The organism is Embleya sp. NBC_00888 (genome assembly GCF_045207655.1).
GTDB lineage: Bacteria > Actinomycetota > Actinomycetes > Streptomycetales > Streptomycetaceae > Embleya.
This window is the reverse complement of the sequence record NZ_CP108784.1, coordinates 2,905,171-2,918,734: the sequence shown is the minus strand read 5'-3', so window position 1 is coordinate 2,918,734 and position 13,564 is coordinate 2,905,171. Positions and strand designations below refer to the sequence as shown.

General features: G+C 73.1%; 12 protein-coding genes. 9 read left to right on the top strand and 3 right to left on the bottom strand.

The window, feature by feature from the left end:
• The first annotated feature begins 56 nt into the window (after nt 1-56).
• From ispG to OG948_RS11675, 5 genes are all read left to right on the top strand, one after another.
• Nucleotides 57-1,214 carry a flavodoxin-dependent (E)-4-hydroxy-3-methylbut-2-enyl-diphosphate synthase gene (gene ispG / locus OG948_RS11695; protein ID WP_406296014.1) on the top strand — a complete coding sequence of 386 codons (1,158 nt, stop codon included), beginning with the start codon at nt 57-59 and terminating at the stop codon, nt 1,212-1,214.
• A gap of 263 nt (nt 1,215-1,477) precedes the next feature.
• On the top strand, nt 1,478-2,929 hold the full coding sequence (locus tag OG948_RS11690) for an alpha/beta hydrolase (protein WP_406296013.1): 1,452 nt from the start codon (nt 1,478-1,480) through the stop codon (nt 2,927-2,929).
• Complete coding sequence (locus OG948_RS11685; RefSeq protein WP_406296011.1) at nt 2,926-4,419, top strand: alpha/beta hydrolase; 1,494 nt, start codon at nt 2,926-2,928, stop codon at nt 4,417-4,419. Before OG948_RS11690 ends, OG948_RS11685 begins: the two co-directional genes overlap by 4 nt.
• Nucleotides 4,420-4,543: 124 nt before the next feature.
• Nucleotides 4,544-5,401, top strand: a complete 858-nt coding sequence (locus tag OG948_RS11680) for a GNAT family N-acetyltransferase (protein WP_395862128.1) — start codon at nt 4,544-4,546, stop codon at nt 5,399-5,401.
• Nucleotides 5,402-5,525: 124 nt separating this feature from the next.
• A complete protein-coding gene (locus tag OG948_RS11675) occupies nt 5,526-6,053 on the top strand; it encodes a GNAT family N-acetyltransferase (protein WP_406296010.1) in 528 nt (175 codons plus the stop codon).
• Nucleotides 6,054-6,107: 54 nt separating this feature from the next.
• Here OG948_RS11675 and OG948_RS11670 read toward each other — a convergent pair whose 3' ends face one another.
• Genes OG948_RS11670 through OG948_RS11660 form a run of 3 tightly spaced genes read right to left on the bottom strand, consistent with a single transcriptional unit; the run spans nt 6,108 to nt 7,977 of the window.
• Nucleotides 6,108-7,025, bottom strand: a complete 918-nt coding sequence (locus OG948_RS11670) for an aminoglycoside phosphotransferase family protein (RefSeq protein WP_406296008.1) — start codon at nt 7,023-7,025, stop codon at nt 6,108-6,110.
• A complete protein-coding gene (locus OG948_RS11665; protein WP_406296006.1) occupies nt 7,022-7,507 on the bottom strand; it encodes a ferritin-like domain-containing protein in 486 nt (161 codons plus the stop codon). The genes OG948_RS11670 and OG948_RS11665 overlap by 4 nt, the downstream gene beginning before the upstream one ends.
• Nucleotides 7,504-7,977 (bottom strand): hypothetical protein, encoded by a 474-nt coding sequence (locus tag OG948_RS11660; protein WP_406296005.1) that lies wholly within the window; start codon nt 7,975-7,977, stop codon nt 7,504-7,506. Before OG948_RS11660 ends, OG948_RS11665 begins: the two co-directional genes overlap by 4 nt.
• A gap of 235 nt (nt 7,978-8,212) precedes the next feature.
• Here OG948_RS11660 and rimP point away from each other — a divergent pair, with 235 nt between their 5' ends.
• From rimP to infB, 4 genes are all read left to right on the top strand, one after another.
• Nucleotides 8,213-8,767 (top strand): ribosome maturation factor RimP, encoded by a 555-nt coding sequence (rimP, locus tag OG948_RS11655; protein WP_406296003.1) that lies wholly within the window; start codon nt 8,213-8,215, stop codon nt 8,765-8,767.
• Nucleotides 8,768-8,770: 3 nt separating this feature from the next.
• Complete coding sequence (gene nusA, locus OG948_RS11650; protein ID WP_395862140.1) at nt 8,771-9,793, top strand: transcription termination factor NusA; 1,023 nt, start codon at nt 8,771-8,773, stop codon at nt 9,791-9,793.
• An 8-nt stretch (nt 9,794-9,801) separates the two neighbouring features.
• Nucleotides 9,802-10,170, top strand: coding sequence for a YlxR family protein (locus OG948_RS11645; protein ID WP_406300231.1), 369 nt, complete (start codon nt 9,802-9,804; stop codon nt 10,168-10,170).
• Between the two features lie 98 nt (nt 10,171-10,268).
• Nucleotides 10,269-13,451, top strand: a complete 3,183-nt coding sequence (gene infB / locus OG948_RS11640) for a translation initiation factor IF-2 (RefSeq protein ID WP_395862142.1) — start codon at nt 10,269-10,271, stop codon at nt 13,449-13,451.
• Nucleotides 13,452-13,564: the final 113 nt, after the last annotated feature.

The following is a 13,564-nucleotide window of genomic DNA, read 5'->3' as shown; positions in this document are numbered from 1 at the left end:
CGGTGGCGTAGCGTTGAGTCCGACCTACCGCGCCGACCCACGGGACTAAAGCGAAGATGACCGCGATCCAGCTCGGAATGCCGTCCGTACCTGCCCGGCCCCTCAAGCCGCGCCGCAAGTCTCGGCAGATCATGGTCGGCAACGTGGCCGTCGGCGGAGACGCCCCGGTGTCGGTGCAGTCCATGACCACCACCCTTACCTCCGACGTCAACGCCACGCTTCAGCAGATCGCCGAGCTGACCGCGTCCGGCTGCCAGATCGTCCGGGTCGCGGTGCCCTCGCAGGACGACGCCGACGCGTTGCCCGCGATCGCCCGCAAGTCGCAGATCCCGGTGATCGCGGACATCCACTTCCAGCCGAAGTACGTCTTCGCCGCGATCGACGCGGGCTGCGCCGCGGTACGGGTGAACCCGGGCAACATCAAGCAGTTCGACGACAAGATCGCCGAGATCGCCAAGGCCGCCTCCGCCGCCGGCACCCCGATCCGGATCGGCGTCAACGCCGGGTCGCTGGACAAGCGGCTGCTGGCCAAGCACGGCAAGGCCACCCCGGAGGCGCTGGTGGAGTCCGCGCTGTGGGAGTGCTCGCTGTTCGAGGAGCACGACTTCCGGGACATCAAGATCTCGGTCAAGCACAACGACCCGGTCGTGATGATCGAGGCCTACCGGCTGCTCGCCGAGCGTTGCGACTATCCGCTGCACCTGGGCGTCACCGAGGCCGGTCCCGCGTTCCAGGGCACGATCAAGTCCTCGGTCGCGTTCGGCGCGCTGCTCGCGCAGGGCATCGGCGACACCATCCGGGTCTCCCTCTCCGCCCCGCCGGTCGAGGAGATCAAGGTCGGCAACCAGATCCTGGAGTCGCTGGGCCTGCGGCAGCGTGGCCTGGAGATCGTCTCCTGCCCGTCCTGCGGCCGCGCCCAGGTCGACGTGTACAAGCTCGCCGAGCAGGTCACCGCGGGCCTGGACGGACTCAAGGTGCCGCTGCGGGTGGCCGTCATGGGCTGCGTCGTCAACGGGCCCGGCGAGGCCCGCGAGGCGGATCTGGGAGTGGCGTCCGGCAACGGCAAGGGCCAGATCTTCGTCAAGGGCGAGGTGATCAAGACCGTGCCCGAGTCGAAGATCGTCGAGACCCTGATCGAGGAGGCGCTCAAGCTCGCCGAGCAGATGCAGGCGGACGGCGTGATCAGCGGCGACCCGATCGTCGACATCGCCTGAGCCGGTCCCGCCCCGGGGCCGGCACGCGGCCGGCGCGCGGCCGGTCCCGAGCCGGCCTCGCTGTCCCGGCCCGATACCGGCCCGACGCGCCTCCGACACCGGCCTCGGCCGGACGCGGAGCGGCCCGACGGTCGCCGCCCGACCGGATCAATCCACTCGCCCACCCGAGTGACATATCGTTGATGCGTTCCTACCCCCGGTAACCGACCCCGATCATCGAGATACATGATCGGGGCATCGCCCCCGGGGGAGGGGCGTCGCGCGTGGGACGCGTCATCGTGGCCGCACTGGCCGTCGCCGGCATGATCGTGGGCACCGCGGCGGGCCCCGTCGGCGGTCCCGACCCGGGCGGGCGAGCACCGGCCCGGGTGTCGCCCGGCATCGCCTGGGGCGCGTGCCCGGCCGACGTCGCCGCACCCGGACTGCGCTGCGGGACTCTGGCCGTTCCGATCGACCACGCGCGTCCCGACGGGCCCACCACCACGCTGGGCGTCTCGATGGCACGGGCCCTGGGCGGCAAGCCCCGGCTCGGCACGATCGTGGTCAACCCCGGCGGCCCGGGCGGCGGCGGCATGTGGCTGGCCGACCTGGTGGGACGCGCGCTGCCGGAACGGGTGCGGCAGAGCTACGACATCGTCGGCGTCGACCCGCGCGGCAACCACCACAGCGACCCCATCTCGTGCGTCGACCCGAGCTTCGACCGGGCGCCGAAGCCGGATCCGGTGCCCGTCACGGCGCAGGACGAACAGCGCCTGGTCGAGCGGGCCCGCGACTACGCGCGAGGTTGCGCCGAGCGGGCCGGCGATCTGCTGCCGCACCTGGGCACGTCGGAGAACGCGCGCGACCTCGACCTGGTCCGCGCCGCGCTGGGCGAACCCCGGATCTCCTTCATCGGCTGGTCGTACGGCACCTATCTCGGCGCGGTCTACGGGCAGTCGTTCCCCGAGCGGGTCGACCGGATGATCCTGGACAGCGTCGTCGACCCGCGCCCGGACCAGATCTGGTACGGCGCCAACCTGCGGCAGGACGTCGCCTTCCAGGCCCGTTGGCGGGACTTCGTCGCGGCCGAGGGCGCCGACCTGGACGACGTGTTCGCCCGCGTGCTCGCCCACGTCCGGGTCGAGCCCGCCGGCGGCAGGCTCGGCCCCGCCGAGCTGCGCGACATCGCCACCCGGATCCTGTACGGCTCGCAGACCTGGCCCGGGTTCGCCCGGGCGTTGCGCGCCCACGACGCGGGCGACCCGGCCCCGCTGGCCGCGCTGTACGCCCCACCCACCGCGCAGGACGCCAACGGCACCGCGGTCTACACCGCCGTCGAATGCCACGACGGTCCGTGGCCGCGCGACTGGTCGGTCTGGGACCGCGACGCCCGCGCCGTGGATCGGGTCGCGCCGCTGGTGACCTGGTCCAACACGTGGCTGAACGCGCCCTGCGCGTTCTGGCCGGTGCCCGCGCGCACGCCGCCGACGATCGACGGCCACGACCTGCCGCCGGTGCTGCTGATCCAGGGCACCCGGGATCCGGCCACCCCGCCCGCCGGGGCGGGCGCGCTGCACCACGCGCTGCCGTCCTCGCATCTGATCACCGTGCTCGGCGAGGGCGACCACGGGATCCTCGCGTTCCAGCCCAACGACTGTGTCCTGCGGGCCGCCGCGGCCTATCTGACCGATGGCACGCTCCCGGCGGGCCGCGACACCACCTGCGAGGAATCGTGACCCGCGCCGTCCGCGTCCTGCTGGCCGGCGCGCTGACCGCCGCCGTGCTGACCGCCGCCGCGCCCGCCCGGGCACAGACCGAGCCGATCGTGTGGGGCGACTGCCCGTCGGGCACCGCGCCGGGGGAGCACTGCGGCGACATCGGCGTGCCGCTGGACCACGCCCGCCCGGCCGGCCCGCGGATCCGGGTCGGCGTCTCCAAGGTCGCGGCGACCGGGACCGCGGCCGAGTACCAGGGCATCCTGATGGTCAACTTCGGCGGTCCGGGCGCCGCCGCCGTCGGCTCGATGGCGGCACTGGCCGGCGGCCTGCCCGAGCGGGTGCGCCGGGCCTACGACCTGATCGGCTTCGATCTGCGCGGGCGCGGCACGAGCACCCGGGTGACGTGCACCGACCCGGCGACGTTCGGCCGCGGGCCCAAGCCCGACCCGGCGATGCCCGCCGGCCGGGCGGCGCACCTGGCCGCCACCCGCGCGTTCGCCGACGGCTGCCGCGCGTCCGCCGCGGACCTCCTGCCGCACCTGAGCACCCGGGACATCGCGCGCGACCTCGACCTGGTCCGCGCCGCGTTCGGCGCGGATCGGCTTTCGATCCTGGGCTATTCGTACGGCAGCTACCTGGGCGCGGTCTATGGGCAGCTCTTCCCGAACCGGGTGCACCGGATGCTCCTGGACAGCCTGGTCGACCCGACCCGGGTCTGGTACGAGACCGGTTTCCTCCAGGCCGCCGGATTCGACGCGCGCCGGCGCGCGTGGGCCGCGTGGACCGCCGAGCGGGCGGACCGCTTCCACCTGGGTTCGACCCCGCCGGCCGTGCTGGCGACCTGGGACCGACTGCGCACCGAACTCGCCGCGCACCCTGCGGGCGGCGTGTTCGGCGGCGTCGAACTCGACCAGTACACGCTCGGCAGGCTGTACACCGACCGGGACTGGGCGAGCATGTCCGGCGCGCTCGGGGACTACGCGTCGGGCGATCCGGCCGCGCTGATCGCCGGGCGCAAGCCGGCGACCGAGGACGAGGTCAACTTCGAATCGGTGATGCAGACCGTCACCTGCGCGGACGCGCCCGCCCCGGCCGACGAGTCGGTGTTCGAGCGCGACATGGCCCTGCTCCGGGCCCGGCACGGCGCGCTGGGCGCGGCCATCGCGTCCCCCGGCGCGTGCCTGTACCTGCAGAGCAACACCGCGCCGCCGACCCGGATCGACGGCGCCGGGCTGCCCGGCGTACTGCTGATCCAGTCCGTCGGCGACCCGGCGACGCCCTACGACGGGGCCCTGCGCATGCACGCCGCGCTGCCCTCCTCGCGACTGCTGACCGTGCGCGACAACGGCAACCACGGGCACTACCTCGTCGACGGCGGGTGCGTCGACGAGCGAGGCACCGCCTACCTGGTCGACGGCACCCTGCCGGCGACCGACATCGAGTGCGCCGGCGCCGCGTCGAGCGAGCCCCGTTCGCGCCGATCGGCGGTCCCCCGGCTCCGCCGCTGACCCGCCCGCGGGGGGCCGCCGGCCCCGGTCGCAGAACCCGTCGCCTCCCGGGCGGCGCGCGCGGCCCGGACCTGCATAGGGTGGTGCCGCAAGACTGGCATTTCCCCAAGGTCCGCCCGATGGCATGGTGAGGCACGTGCTGAGCTCGGTTTCCACCAAAGTCCTGGACGGGACCGACCTGTCCGCCGTCCAGGCGCTGCTCGACCGTGACCCCGTCACGAACGTCTTCGTCGCGTCCCGGGTCCGCCTCGCGGGCGTCGATCCGTGGCGGCTGGGCGGCGAACTGTGGGGGTACTACCAGAGCGGTCGGCTCACCTCGCTGTGCTACGCGGGCGCGAACCTGGTCCCGGTCGAGGCCGGCCCGGACGCCATACGCTCCTTCGCCGAGCGGGCCCGCCGCCAGGGCCGGCGCTGCTCGTCGATCGTCGGCCCGGCCGAGGCGGCGGCCGACCTGTGGCGGCTGCTCGAACCCGTGTGGGGCCCGGCCCGCGACGTCCGCCCGATCCAGCCGCTGATGGTCGCCGACCAGCCCTCGCGCGAGGTGGCGGCGGATCCGCTGGTGCGCCGGGTGCGTCCGGACGAACTGGATCTGATGATGCCGGCGTGCGTGGCGATGTTCACCGAGGAGGTCGGCGTCTCGCCGCTGATCGGCGACGGCGGCACGCTGTACCGCGCGCGCGTGGCCGAACTGATCGCCGGTGGTCGCGCGTTCGCCCGGATCGAGGAGGGCCGGGTGGTGTTCAAGGCGGAGATCGGCGCGGTCACCCGGCACGCGTGCCAGATCCAGGGCGTGTGGGTGGCGCCGGAGCGGCGCGGCGAGGGCCTGTCCGAGATCGGCATGGCCGCCGTGCTGCGCCACGCGCTGAGCGAGGTCGCCCCGATCGCCAGCCTGTACGTGAACAGCTACAACGGCCCCGCACGCGCGGCCTACCGGCGGGTCGGCTTCGCCGAGACCGGCACCTTCATGAGCGTGCTGTTCTGATGGGGCCGGAGCGGATGTGGTCCGGGTCGAATCGGAACGCTGCGATCAGGCGCGCCGGTATGCGGCCCGAGCCGGTGGTGCGTGGGCGGCGGCGGGACCCGGCCCCGAGGGAGTGCGTGTGCTGATGGAGTGGACGTGCCGGGTCGTCGATCTCGCCGAGTACGCGGACGAGGCGGTCGACGTCCAGGCCGGCGCGTTCGGTCTGGCCGACGACGAGATCGCGGTGCGGCAGCGGATAATGCGCCGGCACGCGACCTTCGCCGGGGTGCGCTCGCTGGGCGCGTTCGACGACGCGGGCCGGCTGGTCGGATTCGGCTACGGCTACCCCAACCTCACCGACCAGTGGTGGAGCCTGGTGATCGAGCCGCACCTGGCCCGGGCCGGACATCGGGCCTGGCTGGACGAATCGTTCGTGGTCGGCGAACTGCACGTGTTGCCGCGCTGGCAGGGCCACGGCATCGGACGCACCCTGATCAGCCTGCTGTGCCGGGGACAGGACCGGTCGCACATCCTGCTGTCCGCGATCGACGAGCAGACCCCGGCCCGCCGGTTGTACCGGGGCCTGGGGTTCCGGGACCTGGCCCGCCCGGTGTTGTTCCCGGGCAACGACCGTCCCTACGCGGTGATGGGCGCGATCCTGCCGTTCACCTGACCGGCCCGACCCCCGCGCGACGCAGGATCCGGGCGGGGCCTCGCGAGCACCGGATCAGGAGAGCCACTCGGCGACGGAGAGCAGGTCCTCGCCCGCCGGATCGTCGACCGACACGCACCACAGGCCCAGCGCCAACGCCTGCACCAGGGCCCACCCGCGCACCCGCTCGGCGTCCAGGTCCAACGCGTTCGCCAGCCAGGTCACCCGCCGCCGCACCAGCGCCTGCGGGCGCGGCTCGGCGACCACCGTGGCCATCCGGTCCCGCACCAGCGGGCCCAGGTCGAAGGCGCGTTCGCCGAGCATCGGGCGCGGGTCGATCGCCAGCCACTTCGCCCGGGTACCCGCCAGCACGTTGCCGTGGTGGCAGTCGGTGTGCAGGACCACGACCTCGGGCTGCGAGTCGGCCAACTCGCGGCACAGCGCCACCGCCTCGTCGACCAGTGCCCGGGGGCACGGGCCGGCCAGGTCCGCGTACCGGCGAGGGATCGATTCGGCCCAGTGCCCGGCCCGATCCGCGACCGGCTCGATCGCGCAGTCCGCGGGCGGCGTCACCCACAACCTGCGGACCACCTCGGCCGCCTCCAGCATCGCCCGGTCCTCGGCCAGCGAGCGCAGCGACACATCCGGCTGGAGCCGCTCCAGCAACAGCGCGCCGCGCTGCGGATCACCGTCCAACAGCCGGACCGCCCCGACGCCGTCCCACAACGCGAGCGCGGCCGCCTCGTGCGTGGTGTAGCGGTCGATCAGGCCGAGCTTGAGCGTGGCGGGCGTCCCGTCCGCGAGCCGGACCAGGAAGGTCAGGCTGAGCGCGCCGCCCGGGATGATCGGCCGCTCGATGGTCAGCCCCCAGCGCTGCGCGTACTCGGCGACCGCGTCCGGCAGCCCGGCGAGCCACGGGCGGGCGACCTCCTCGCCGCACCAGCGCAGCGCGGTCCGGGTCAATCGTTCCGGCACCTCGACCCGATCGCTCACGTGCGGCCCCCGGCCGTCGGAGTGCCGGGCTCGGTCGACGCGGGCAACCCCGGGAAGGGGGTACTCGCGCCGCGCCAGCGCACCGCCCACACCGCGGTCTCGCGCAACCAGCCCGCCGCCTCGTTCCGCAGCGGGGCGCCCGCGAGGGCCACCAACTCGCCCAGCCGGACCGCGACCCCGTCCTCCAGGTGCACCGCGAGCCGGGTCGCGTCCGCGGGCGTGCCCACCGGGAACGGGATCGTGTACGCGGGCGCCGCGGCCGGCGCCGCCGCGCCCCGATCGGTGATCAGCCGCGCGATCGTGTCCCGGCGGGCCCGGTGCGTGTCCAACGCGGTGCGCGCCTGAGTGCGCGCGGCACCGGTCAGTCGGCCACCGGCCACGCCGTAGCCGTAGACCGCCGCGTGCTCCGCCTGCAACGCCTCGCTCAGCGCCCGGACCTCGGGGTTGGCGGACCCGGACGGGGCCGGTCGCGGCGTGCTCACGATGCGCTCCGAAGCAGTTGGGCGTGACCCGCCAGGCACGCGGCGGTGGCGGCCAGTTTGCGGGCGAGTTCGGGGGAGACCGCGTCCAGTCCGGTCAGCCGTTCGTCGGACGCCTGCTGCGCCCGGTCGGCGACCGCGCTGCCCGCGGCGGCGGCGTCCTGTGGCGCGGCGGCGGGAGGCGGCGCGGAGTGCGACGCGCCCCCGGCGAACACGCGCAGGTGTTCGCGCAGTTCGAGCGACAGCGGCCGGATCCGCTCGGCCAGGGCGGCGTCTCGCGCGGCGACCGCGTCGTAGTGCGCGAGCAGTGCCCCGGTCGTCGCGTACGCCCGTTCGCGCGCCGCGTCGTCGATCCGGCGTCGACCCTGGTCCGCGCCCCCGCCGTTGTCGTCGCAACCGACGACGGCCGCGGCGATCGTCGCCGCGGCCACGGTGCCCAGGACGGCCCGTCGCGTCGGCCCCGCGTCGCGCATGCGTCCCGCTCCTGAACCTCGTCCGTGATGTGCGATGCCCGGTGTCCGTCGCCGGCCCCGGCCGTGTCGGACGCTACCGCATATGCGGGCGTGCGGACCTCGGCGGACATCCGGCGTACGCCGGGCGGACGTGCGCGAGATGGCCTCCGGACCGGATACTGTTGTCCTTCCCCGACCCGCCCCGGGCGGTCGACGCACCTGAGACAACAGCACACGCAGCCGAGGAGTCACCCGGATGAGCACCACCACGTTGGACCGGCTGCGGGAGTTGCTGGAGCCGGTGGTATCGACGGTGGGCGTGGATCTGGAGGATCTCTCCCTCACCCCCGCCGGCAAGCGCCGGGTGCTGCGTGTGATGGTCGCCGCCGACGGCGGTGTCGACCTGGACAAGGTCGCCGAGGTCAGCCGGGCCGTCTCGGACGTGCTCGACCCGAGCGACGTGCTCGGCAGCCTGCCCTATCAACTGGAAGTCACCACCCCGGGCGTGGACCGCCCGCTGACGCTGGAGCGCCACTGGCGCCGCGCGGCGGATCGGCTGGTCCAGGTCCATCTGCACGACGGCGGCACCGTCACCGGCCGGATCGGCGCGAGCGACGCGGACGGCGTGGAGTTGGACGTCGAGGGCAAGCCGCGCCGGCTGACCTACGACGAGGTGGCCAAGGCGGTGGTGCAGGTCGAGTTCAACCGCAAGAGCGCGGACCCGGCGGCCGACGCCGAGGACGACGAGGACACCGGGGTCGAGGACGACATCGACAACGACAACGACAACACCATGGACGAGGAGGCGTAGGACGTGGACATCGACATGAGCGCCCTGCGCGGGCTTGAGCGCGAAAAAGAGATCAAGTTCGACCTCCTGGTCGAGGCCATCGAATCGGCCCTGTTGATCGCATACCACCGCACCGAGGGCAGCCTGCCCAAGGCGCGCGTGGAACTGGACCGTGCCACCGGGCACGTCACCGTGTGGGCGACCGAGACCGACGAGGCCGGGCAGCGCGTTCGCGAGTTCGACGACACCCCGGACGACTTCGGCCGGATCGCGGCGACCACCGCCAAGCAGGTGATCCTGCAGCGGCTGCGCGACGCCGAGGAGGAGATCACGTTCGGCGAGTTCGCCGGCCGTGAGGGCGAGATCGTCGCCGGCGTGGTCCAGCAGGGCAAGGACAACCGCAACGTCCTGGTGGACCTGGGTCGCATCGAGGCGATCCTGCCGCCCCAGGAGCAGGTACCGGGCGAGCGGTACGCGCACGGCATGCGCCTGCGTTGCTATGTCGTACAGGTGCGGCGTGGGCCCAAGGGGCCGTCCATCACGCTCTCGCGCACCCACCCCAACCTGGTGCGGAAGCTGTTCGCGCTGGAGGTCCCGGAGATCGCCGACGGCAGCGTCGAGATCGCCGCGATCGCCCGCGAGGCCGGCCACCGCTCCAAGATCGCCGTCTACTCCACGCGCGCCGGGCTCAACCCCAAGGGCGCGTGCATCGGGCCGATGGGGGCACGCGTGCGTGCCGTCATGGCCGAGTTGAACGGCGAGAAGATCGACATCGTCGACTGGTCGGACGACCCCGCGCGGATGGTGGCCAACGCGCTGTCACCGGCCCGGGTGAGCAAGGTCGAGGTCGTGGACCTCGCCGCGCGTTCCGCCCGGGTGACGGTGCCCGACTACCAGCTCTCGCTGGCGATCGGCAAGGAGGGGCAGAATGCCCGCCTTGCCGCGCGATTGACCGGATGGCGCATCGACATCCGGCCGGACACCGAGACCGGGGAATCGGACGACCGGGGACGGTCGACCGAACCAGGCCGCGGTGAGGAGCGGTAGACTTGAACATGTCTGGTCGCAGGCGAGCCCGAGCATGCCCTCGTACAACGGCGGAGAAGCAGGAAATCACTGCCTCTCCGTGCCGAACGTGCGTAGGTTGTCGGCAGCGTGCGGCCAAGGCCGACCTATTGCGGGTCGTGGCGGTGGAGGGCAGTTGTGTCCCCGACCCCCGCGGCCGAATGCTCGGACGGGGCGCGCATCTGCACCCCGATCCGGAGTGCCTGGCCCAGGCTGAGCGTCGAAAGGCGTTCGTTCGGGCTTTGCGCGTGCCGGGGCCGCTGGACTCGGCACCACTGCGTGCTTATTTGAGCGGTGATGGGTTGTCAGAGGTCGGTCGGACAGGTCCAGCGAAGCAGTACCTCGCGAGTCGGAAGTAGGTCGAGATTGCGATGAGCACTCGATGAGTACGCGATGAGTACAGACATGCGGTAGTGACGGTCCGGCGGACGACCAACCCCGGACCAGAAGGAGCGACGTGGCAAAGGTCCGGGTATACGAACTCGCCAAGGAGTTCGGAGTCGAGAGCAAGGTCGTCATGGCCAAGCTCCAAGAACTCGGTGAGTTCGTTCGTTCGGCGTCCTCGACGATCGAGGCGCCGGTTGTTCGCAAACTGACGGAAGCACTCAAGACGGAAGGCGGGCCCGCCCGCCGGCCCCAGCGTCCCGCGCCCTCGGGCGCGCCGCAGGCGGCCACCCCCAGTTCCCCGCAGGGCGCCTCGGCGCGTCCTGCCCCCGCTCCGGGCCCGCGCCCGGCGGGTGCGCCGACCCCGGGCCCGCGCCCGGCGCCGCGCCCGGCCCCCCAGGGCAGCACCGCTCCGCCCGTGGTGCCGGCCACGCCGGCCGCGGAGGCGGCTCCGGCCGCCCCGCGTCAGGCGGAGCGTCCCGCGGCGCAGTCGGGTCAGCGTCCGGCCGGTGCGCCGGCTCCGGGCCCGCGCCCGGCGGCGCGTCCCGGCGACCGCGGTCCGGCCGAGCGCGGTCAGGGCGACCGCGGTCAGGCCGAGCGCGGTCCGCGTTCGGACCGTCCGGCTGCGGCCTCCTCGGGTCCGGCGGGTAGCCGCCCGGGTCCGCGTCCGGCCGGTGGCGGTCAGGGCGGCCCCGGTGGCCGTCCCGAGCGCGGCGATCGTCCCGAGCGTGGCGAGCGTCCCTCCGGTCCGCGTACCGGTGGCGCTCCGTCCGCCGGTGGCGCGCGTCCGGGTGGTCCCGGTCAGGGAGGTGCCCCCCGTCCGGGTGGCACGCGTCCCGCGGGCCCGCGTCCGGGCAACAACCCCTTCACCTCGGGCAGCACCGGCATGCCGCGGCCGCAGGCCGCCGGCGGCGCCGGTCGACCCACTCCCGGTGGCATGCCGCCGCGTCCGCAGGGTCCTGCGGCCGGTGGCCCGCGTCCGGGTGGTTCGGGTGGCCCCGCGGGTCCCCGTCCCGGTGGTAGCGCAGGCCCCGGTGGCCCGCGTCCCAACCCGGGCATGATGCCCAACCGTCCGGCGCCCGCTCGTGGCCCCGGCGGTCCCGGTCGTCCCGGTGGTGCGCCCGGTCGTCCCGGCGGTCCCGGTGGCGGCGGTGGCGGTCGTCCGGCGGGTGCCGGCGGCGGTGGCGGTCGTCCCGGCGGCGGCGGTGGCGGCTTCGGCGGTCCCCGTCCCGGTGGTGGCGGCGGCGCTCCGGGTCGTCCCGGTGGCGGCGGCGGCTTCGCCGGTCGTCCCGGCGGCGGCGGTCGTGGTGGCCCCGGCGGTCGCGGCGGCACGCAGGGCGCGTTCGGTCGTCCCGGTGGGCGTCCGGGCCGCGCGCGCAAGTCGAAGCGTCAGCGTCGTCAAGAGTTCGACAACATGCAGGCTCCGTCCGCCGGTGGCGTGATGGCTCCTCGTGGCAACGGGCGTGTCGTCCGGCTGTCGCGCGGTGCCTCGCTCACCGACTTCGCGGAGAAGATCAACGCGAACCCCGCGGCTCTCGTCCAGATCATGTTCAACCTCGGCTCGCTGCTCACCTCGACCCAGTCGGTCAGTGACGCGGAGCTGCAGATCCTGGCCGGCGAGCTCGACTTCGTGATCCAGATCGTCTCCCCGGAGGAGGAGGACCGCGAGCTGCTCGAGTCCTTCGACCTCGAATGGGGCGAGGACGAGGGCGACGAGGACGACCTCGAGGCGCGTCCGCCGGTGGTCACCGTCATGGGTCACGTCGACCACGGCAAGACCCGCCTGCTCGACGCGATCCGCAAGACGAACGTGATCGCGGGCGAGGCCGGTGGCATCACCCAGCACATCGGTGCCTACCAGGTCGCGACCACGGTCAACGACATCGACCGCAAGATCACCCTGATCGACACCCCGGGTCACGAGGCGTTCACCGCCATGCGTGCCCGCGGCGCCAAGTCGACGGACATCGCGATCCTCGTGGTCGCGGCGGACGACGGCGTGAAGCCGCAGACGATCGAGGCGCTCAACCACGCGCAGGCGGCCGGCGTGCCGATCGTGGTGGCGGTCAACAAGATCGACAAGGAAGGCGCGGACCCGACCAAGGTTCGTGGCCAGCTCACCGAGTACGGGCTCGTGGCCGAGGAGTACGGCGGCGACACGATGTTCGTCGACATCTCGGCGAAGCAGGGCCTGGGCATCGACGAGCTGCTCGAGGCGGTCGTACTGACCGCGGACGCGGCTCTGGAGCTCACCGCCAACCCGCACCAGGAGGCCCAGGGCATCGCGATCGAGGGTCACCTCGACAAGGGCCGCGGCCCCGTCGCGACCGTCCTGGTCCAGCGCGGCACCCTGCGCATCGGCGACGCGATCGTGGTCGGCGAGGCGTACGGCCGGGTCCGCGCGATGATCGACGAGAACGGCAACAACCTCACCGAGGCCGCGCCGTCCCGTCCGGTCATGGTGCTGGGTCTGACCTCGGTGCCGGGTGCCGGTGACAACTTCCTCGTGGTCGAGGAGGAGCGCACCGCGCGCCAGATCGCCGAGAAGCGGGCGGCTCGGGAGCGCAACGCGCTGCTGGCCCGTCGTTCGAAGCGGATCTCGCTCGAGGACCTCGACCTGGCCCTCAAGGCCGGCGAGATGCAGCAGCTCAACCTCATCCTCAAGGGTGACGGCTCCGGTTCGGTGGAGGCGTTGGAGGACGCGCTGCTCAACCTGGAGGTCGGCGAAGAGGTCGAGCTGCGGATCATCGACCGGGGTGTCGGTGCGATCACCGAGTCCAACGTCAACCTGGCGATGGCCTCGGACGCGATCATCATCGGCTTCAACGTCCGGCCGGAGGGCCGGGCGCGGACGATGGCGGACCGCGAGGGCGTCGACATCCGCTTCTACTCGGTGATCTACCAGGCCATCGAGGAGATCGAAGCCGCGCTCAAGGGCATGCTCAAGCCCGAGTACGAAGAGGTGCAGCTCGGCACGGCGCAGATCCGCGCGGTGTTCCGCTCCTCCAAGCTCGGCAACATCGCGGGCTGCATGGTCACCGGCGGGACGATCAAGCGCAACACCAAGGCGCGGATCATCCGGCAGGGGTCGGTCGTCGCCGACAACCTCAACGTCGAGGGCCTGCGTCGCGAGAAGGACGATGTCACCGAGGTCCGCGAGGGCTTCGAGTGCGGTATCAACCTCGGTTCGTTCAACGACATCAAGGTCGAGGACATCATCGAGACGTTCGAGATGCGGGAGAAGCCGCGAGGCTGACCCGGTAGCTCGAACCGATCGAACCGCTGAACCGATACGACGGATCCGCCCGGTGCACACCGGGCGGATCCGGCGTCTCGCAGTACGAGCAGAGCAAGCGTGACCAGTGGTGT

Coding starts and splice junctions, on each gene's coding strand:
- ispG (WP_406296014.1), top strand. CDS start 57: ATGACCGCGATCCAGCTCGGAATGCCGTCCGTACCTGCCCGGCCCCTC.
- OG948_RS11660 (WP_406296005.1), bottom strand. CDS start 7,977: ATGCGCGACGCGGGGCCGACGCGACGGGCCGTCCTGGGCACCGTGGCC.
- OG948_RS11680 (WP_395862128.1), top strand. CDS start 4,544: ATGGTGAGGCACGTGCTGAGCTCGGTTTCCACCAAAGTCCTGGACGGG.
- OG948_RS11675 (WP_406296010.1), top strand. CDS start 5,526: ATGGAGTGGACGTGCCGGGTCGTCGATCTCGCCGAGTACGCGGACGAG.
- rimP (WP_406296003.1), top strand. CDS start 8,213: ATGAGCACCACCACGTTGGACCGGCTGCGGGAGTTGCTGGAGCCGGTG.
- OG948_RS11645 (WP_406300231.1), top strand. CDS start 9,802: ATGTCTGGTCGCAGGCGAGCCCGAGCATGCCCTCGTACAACGGCGGAG.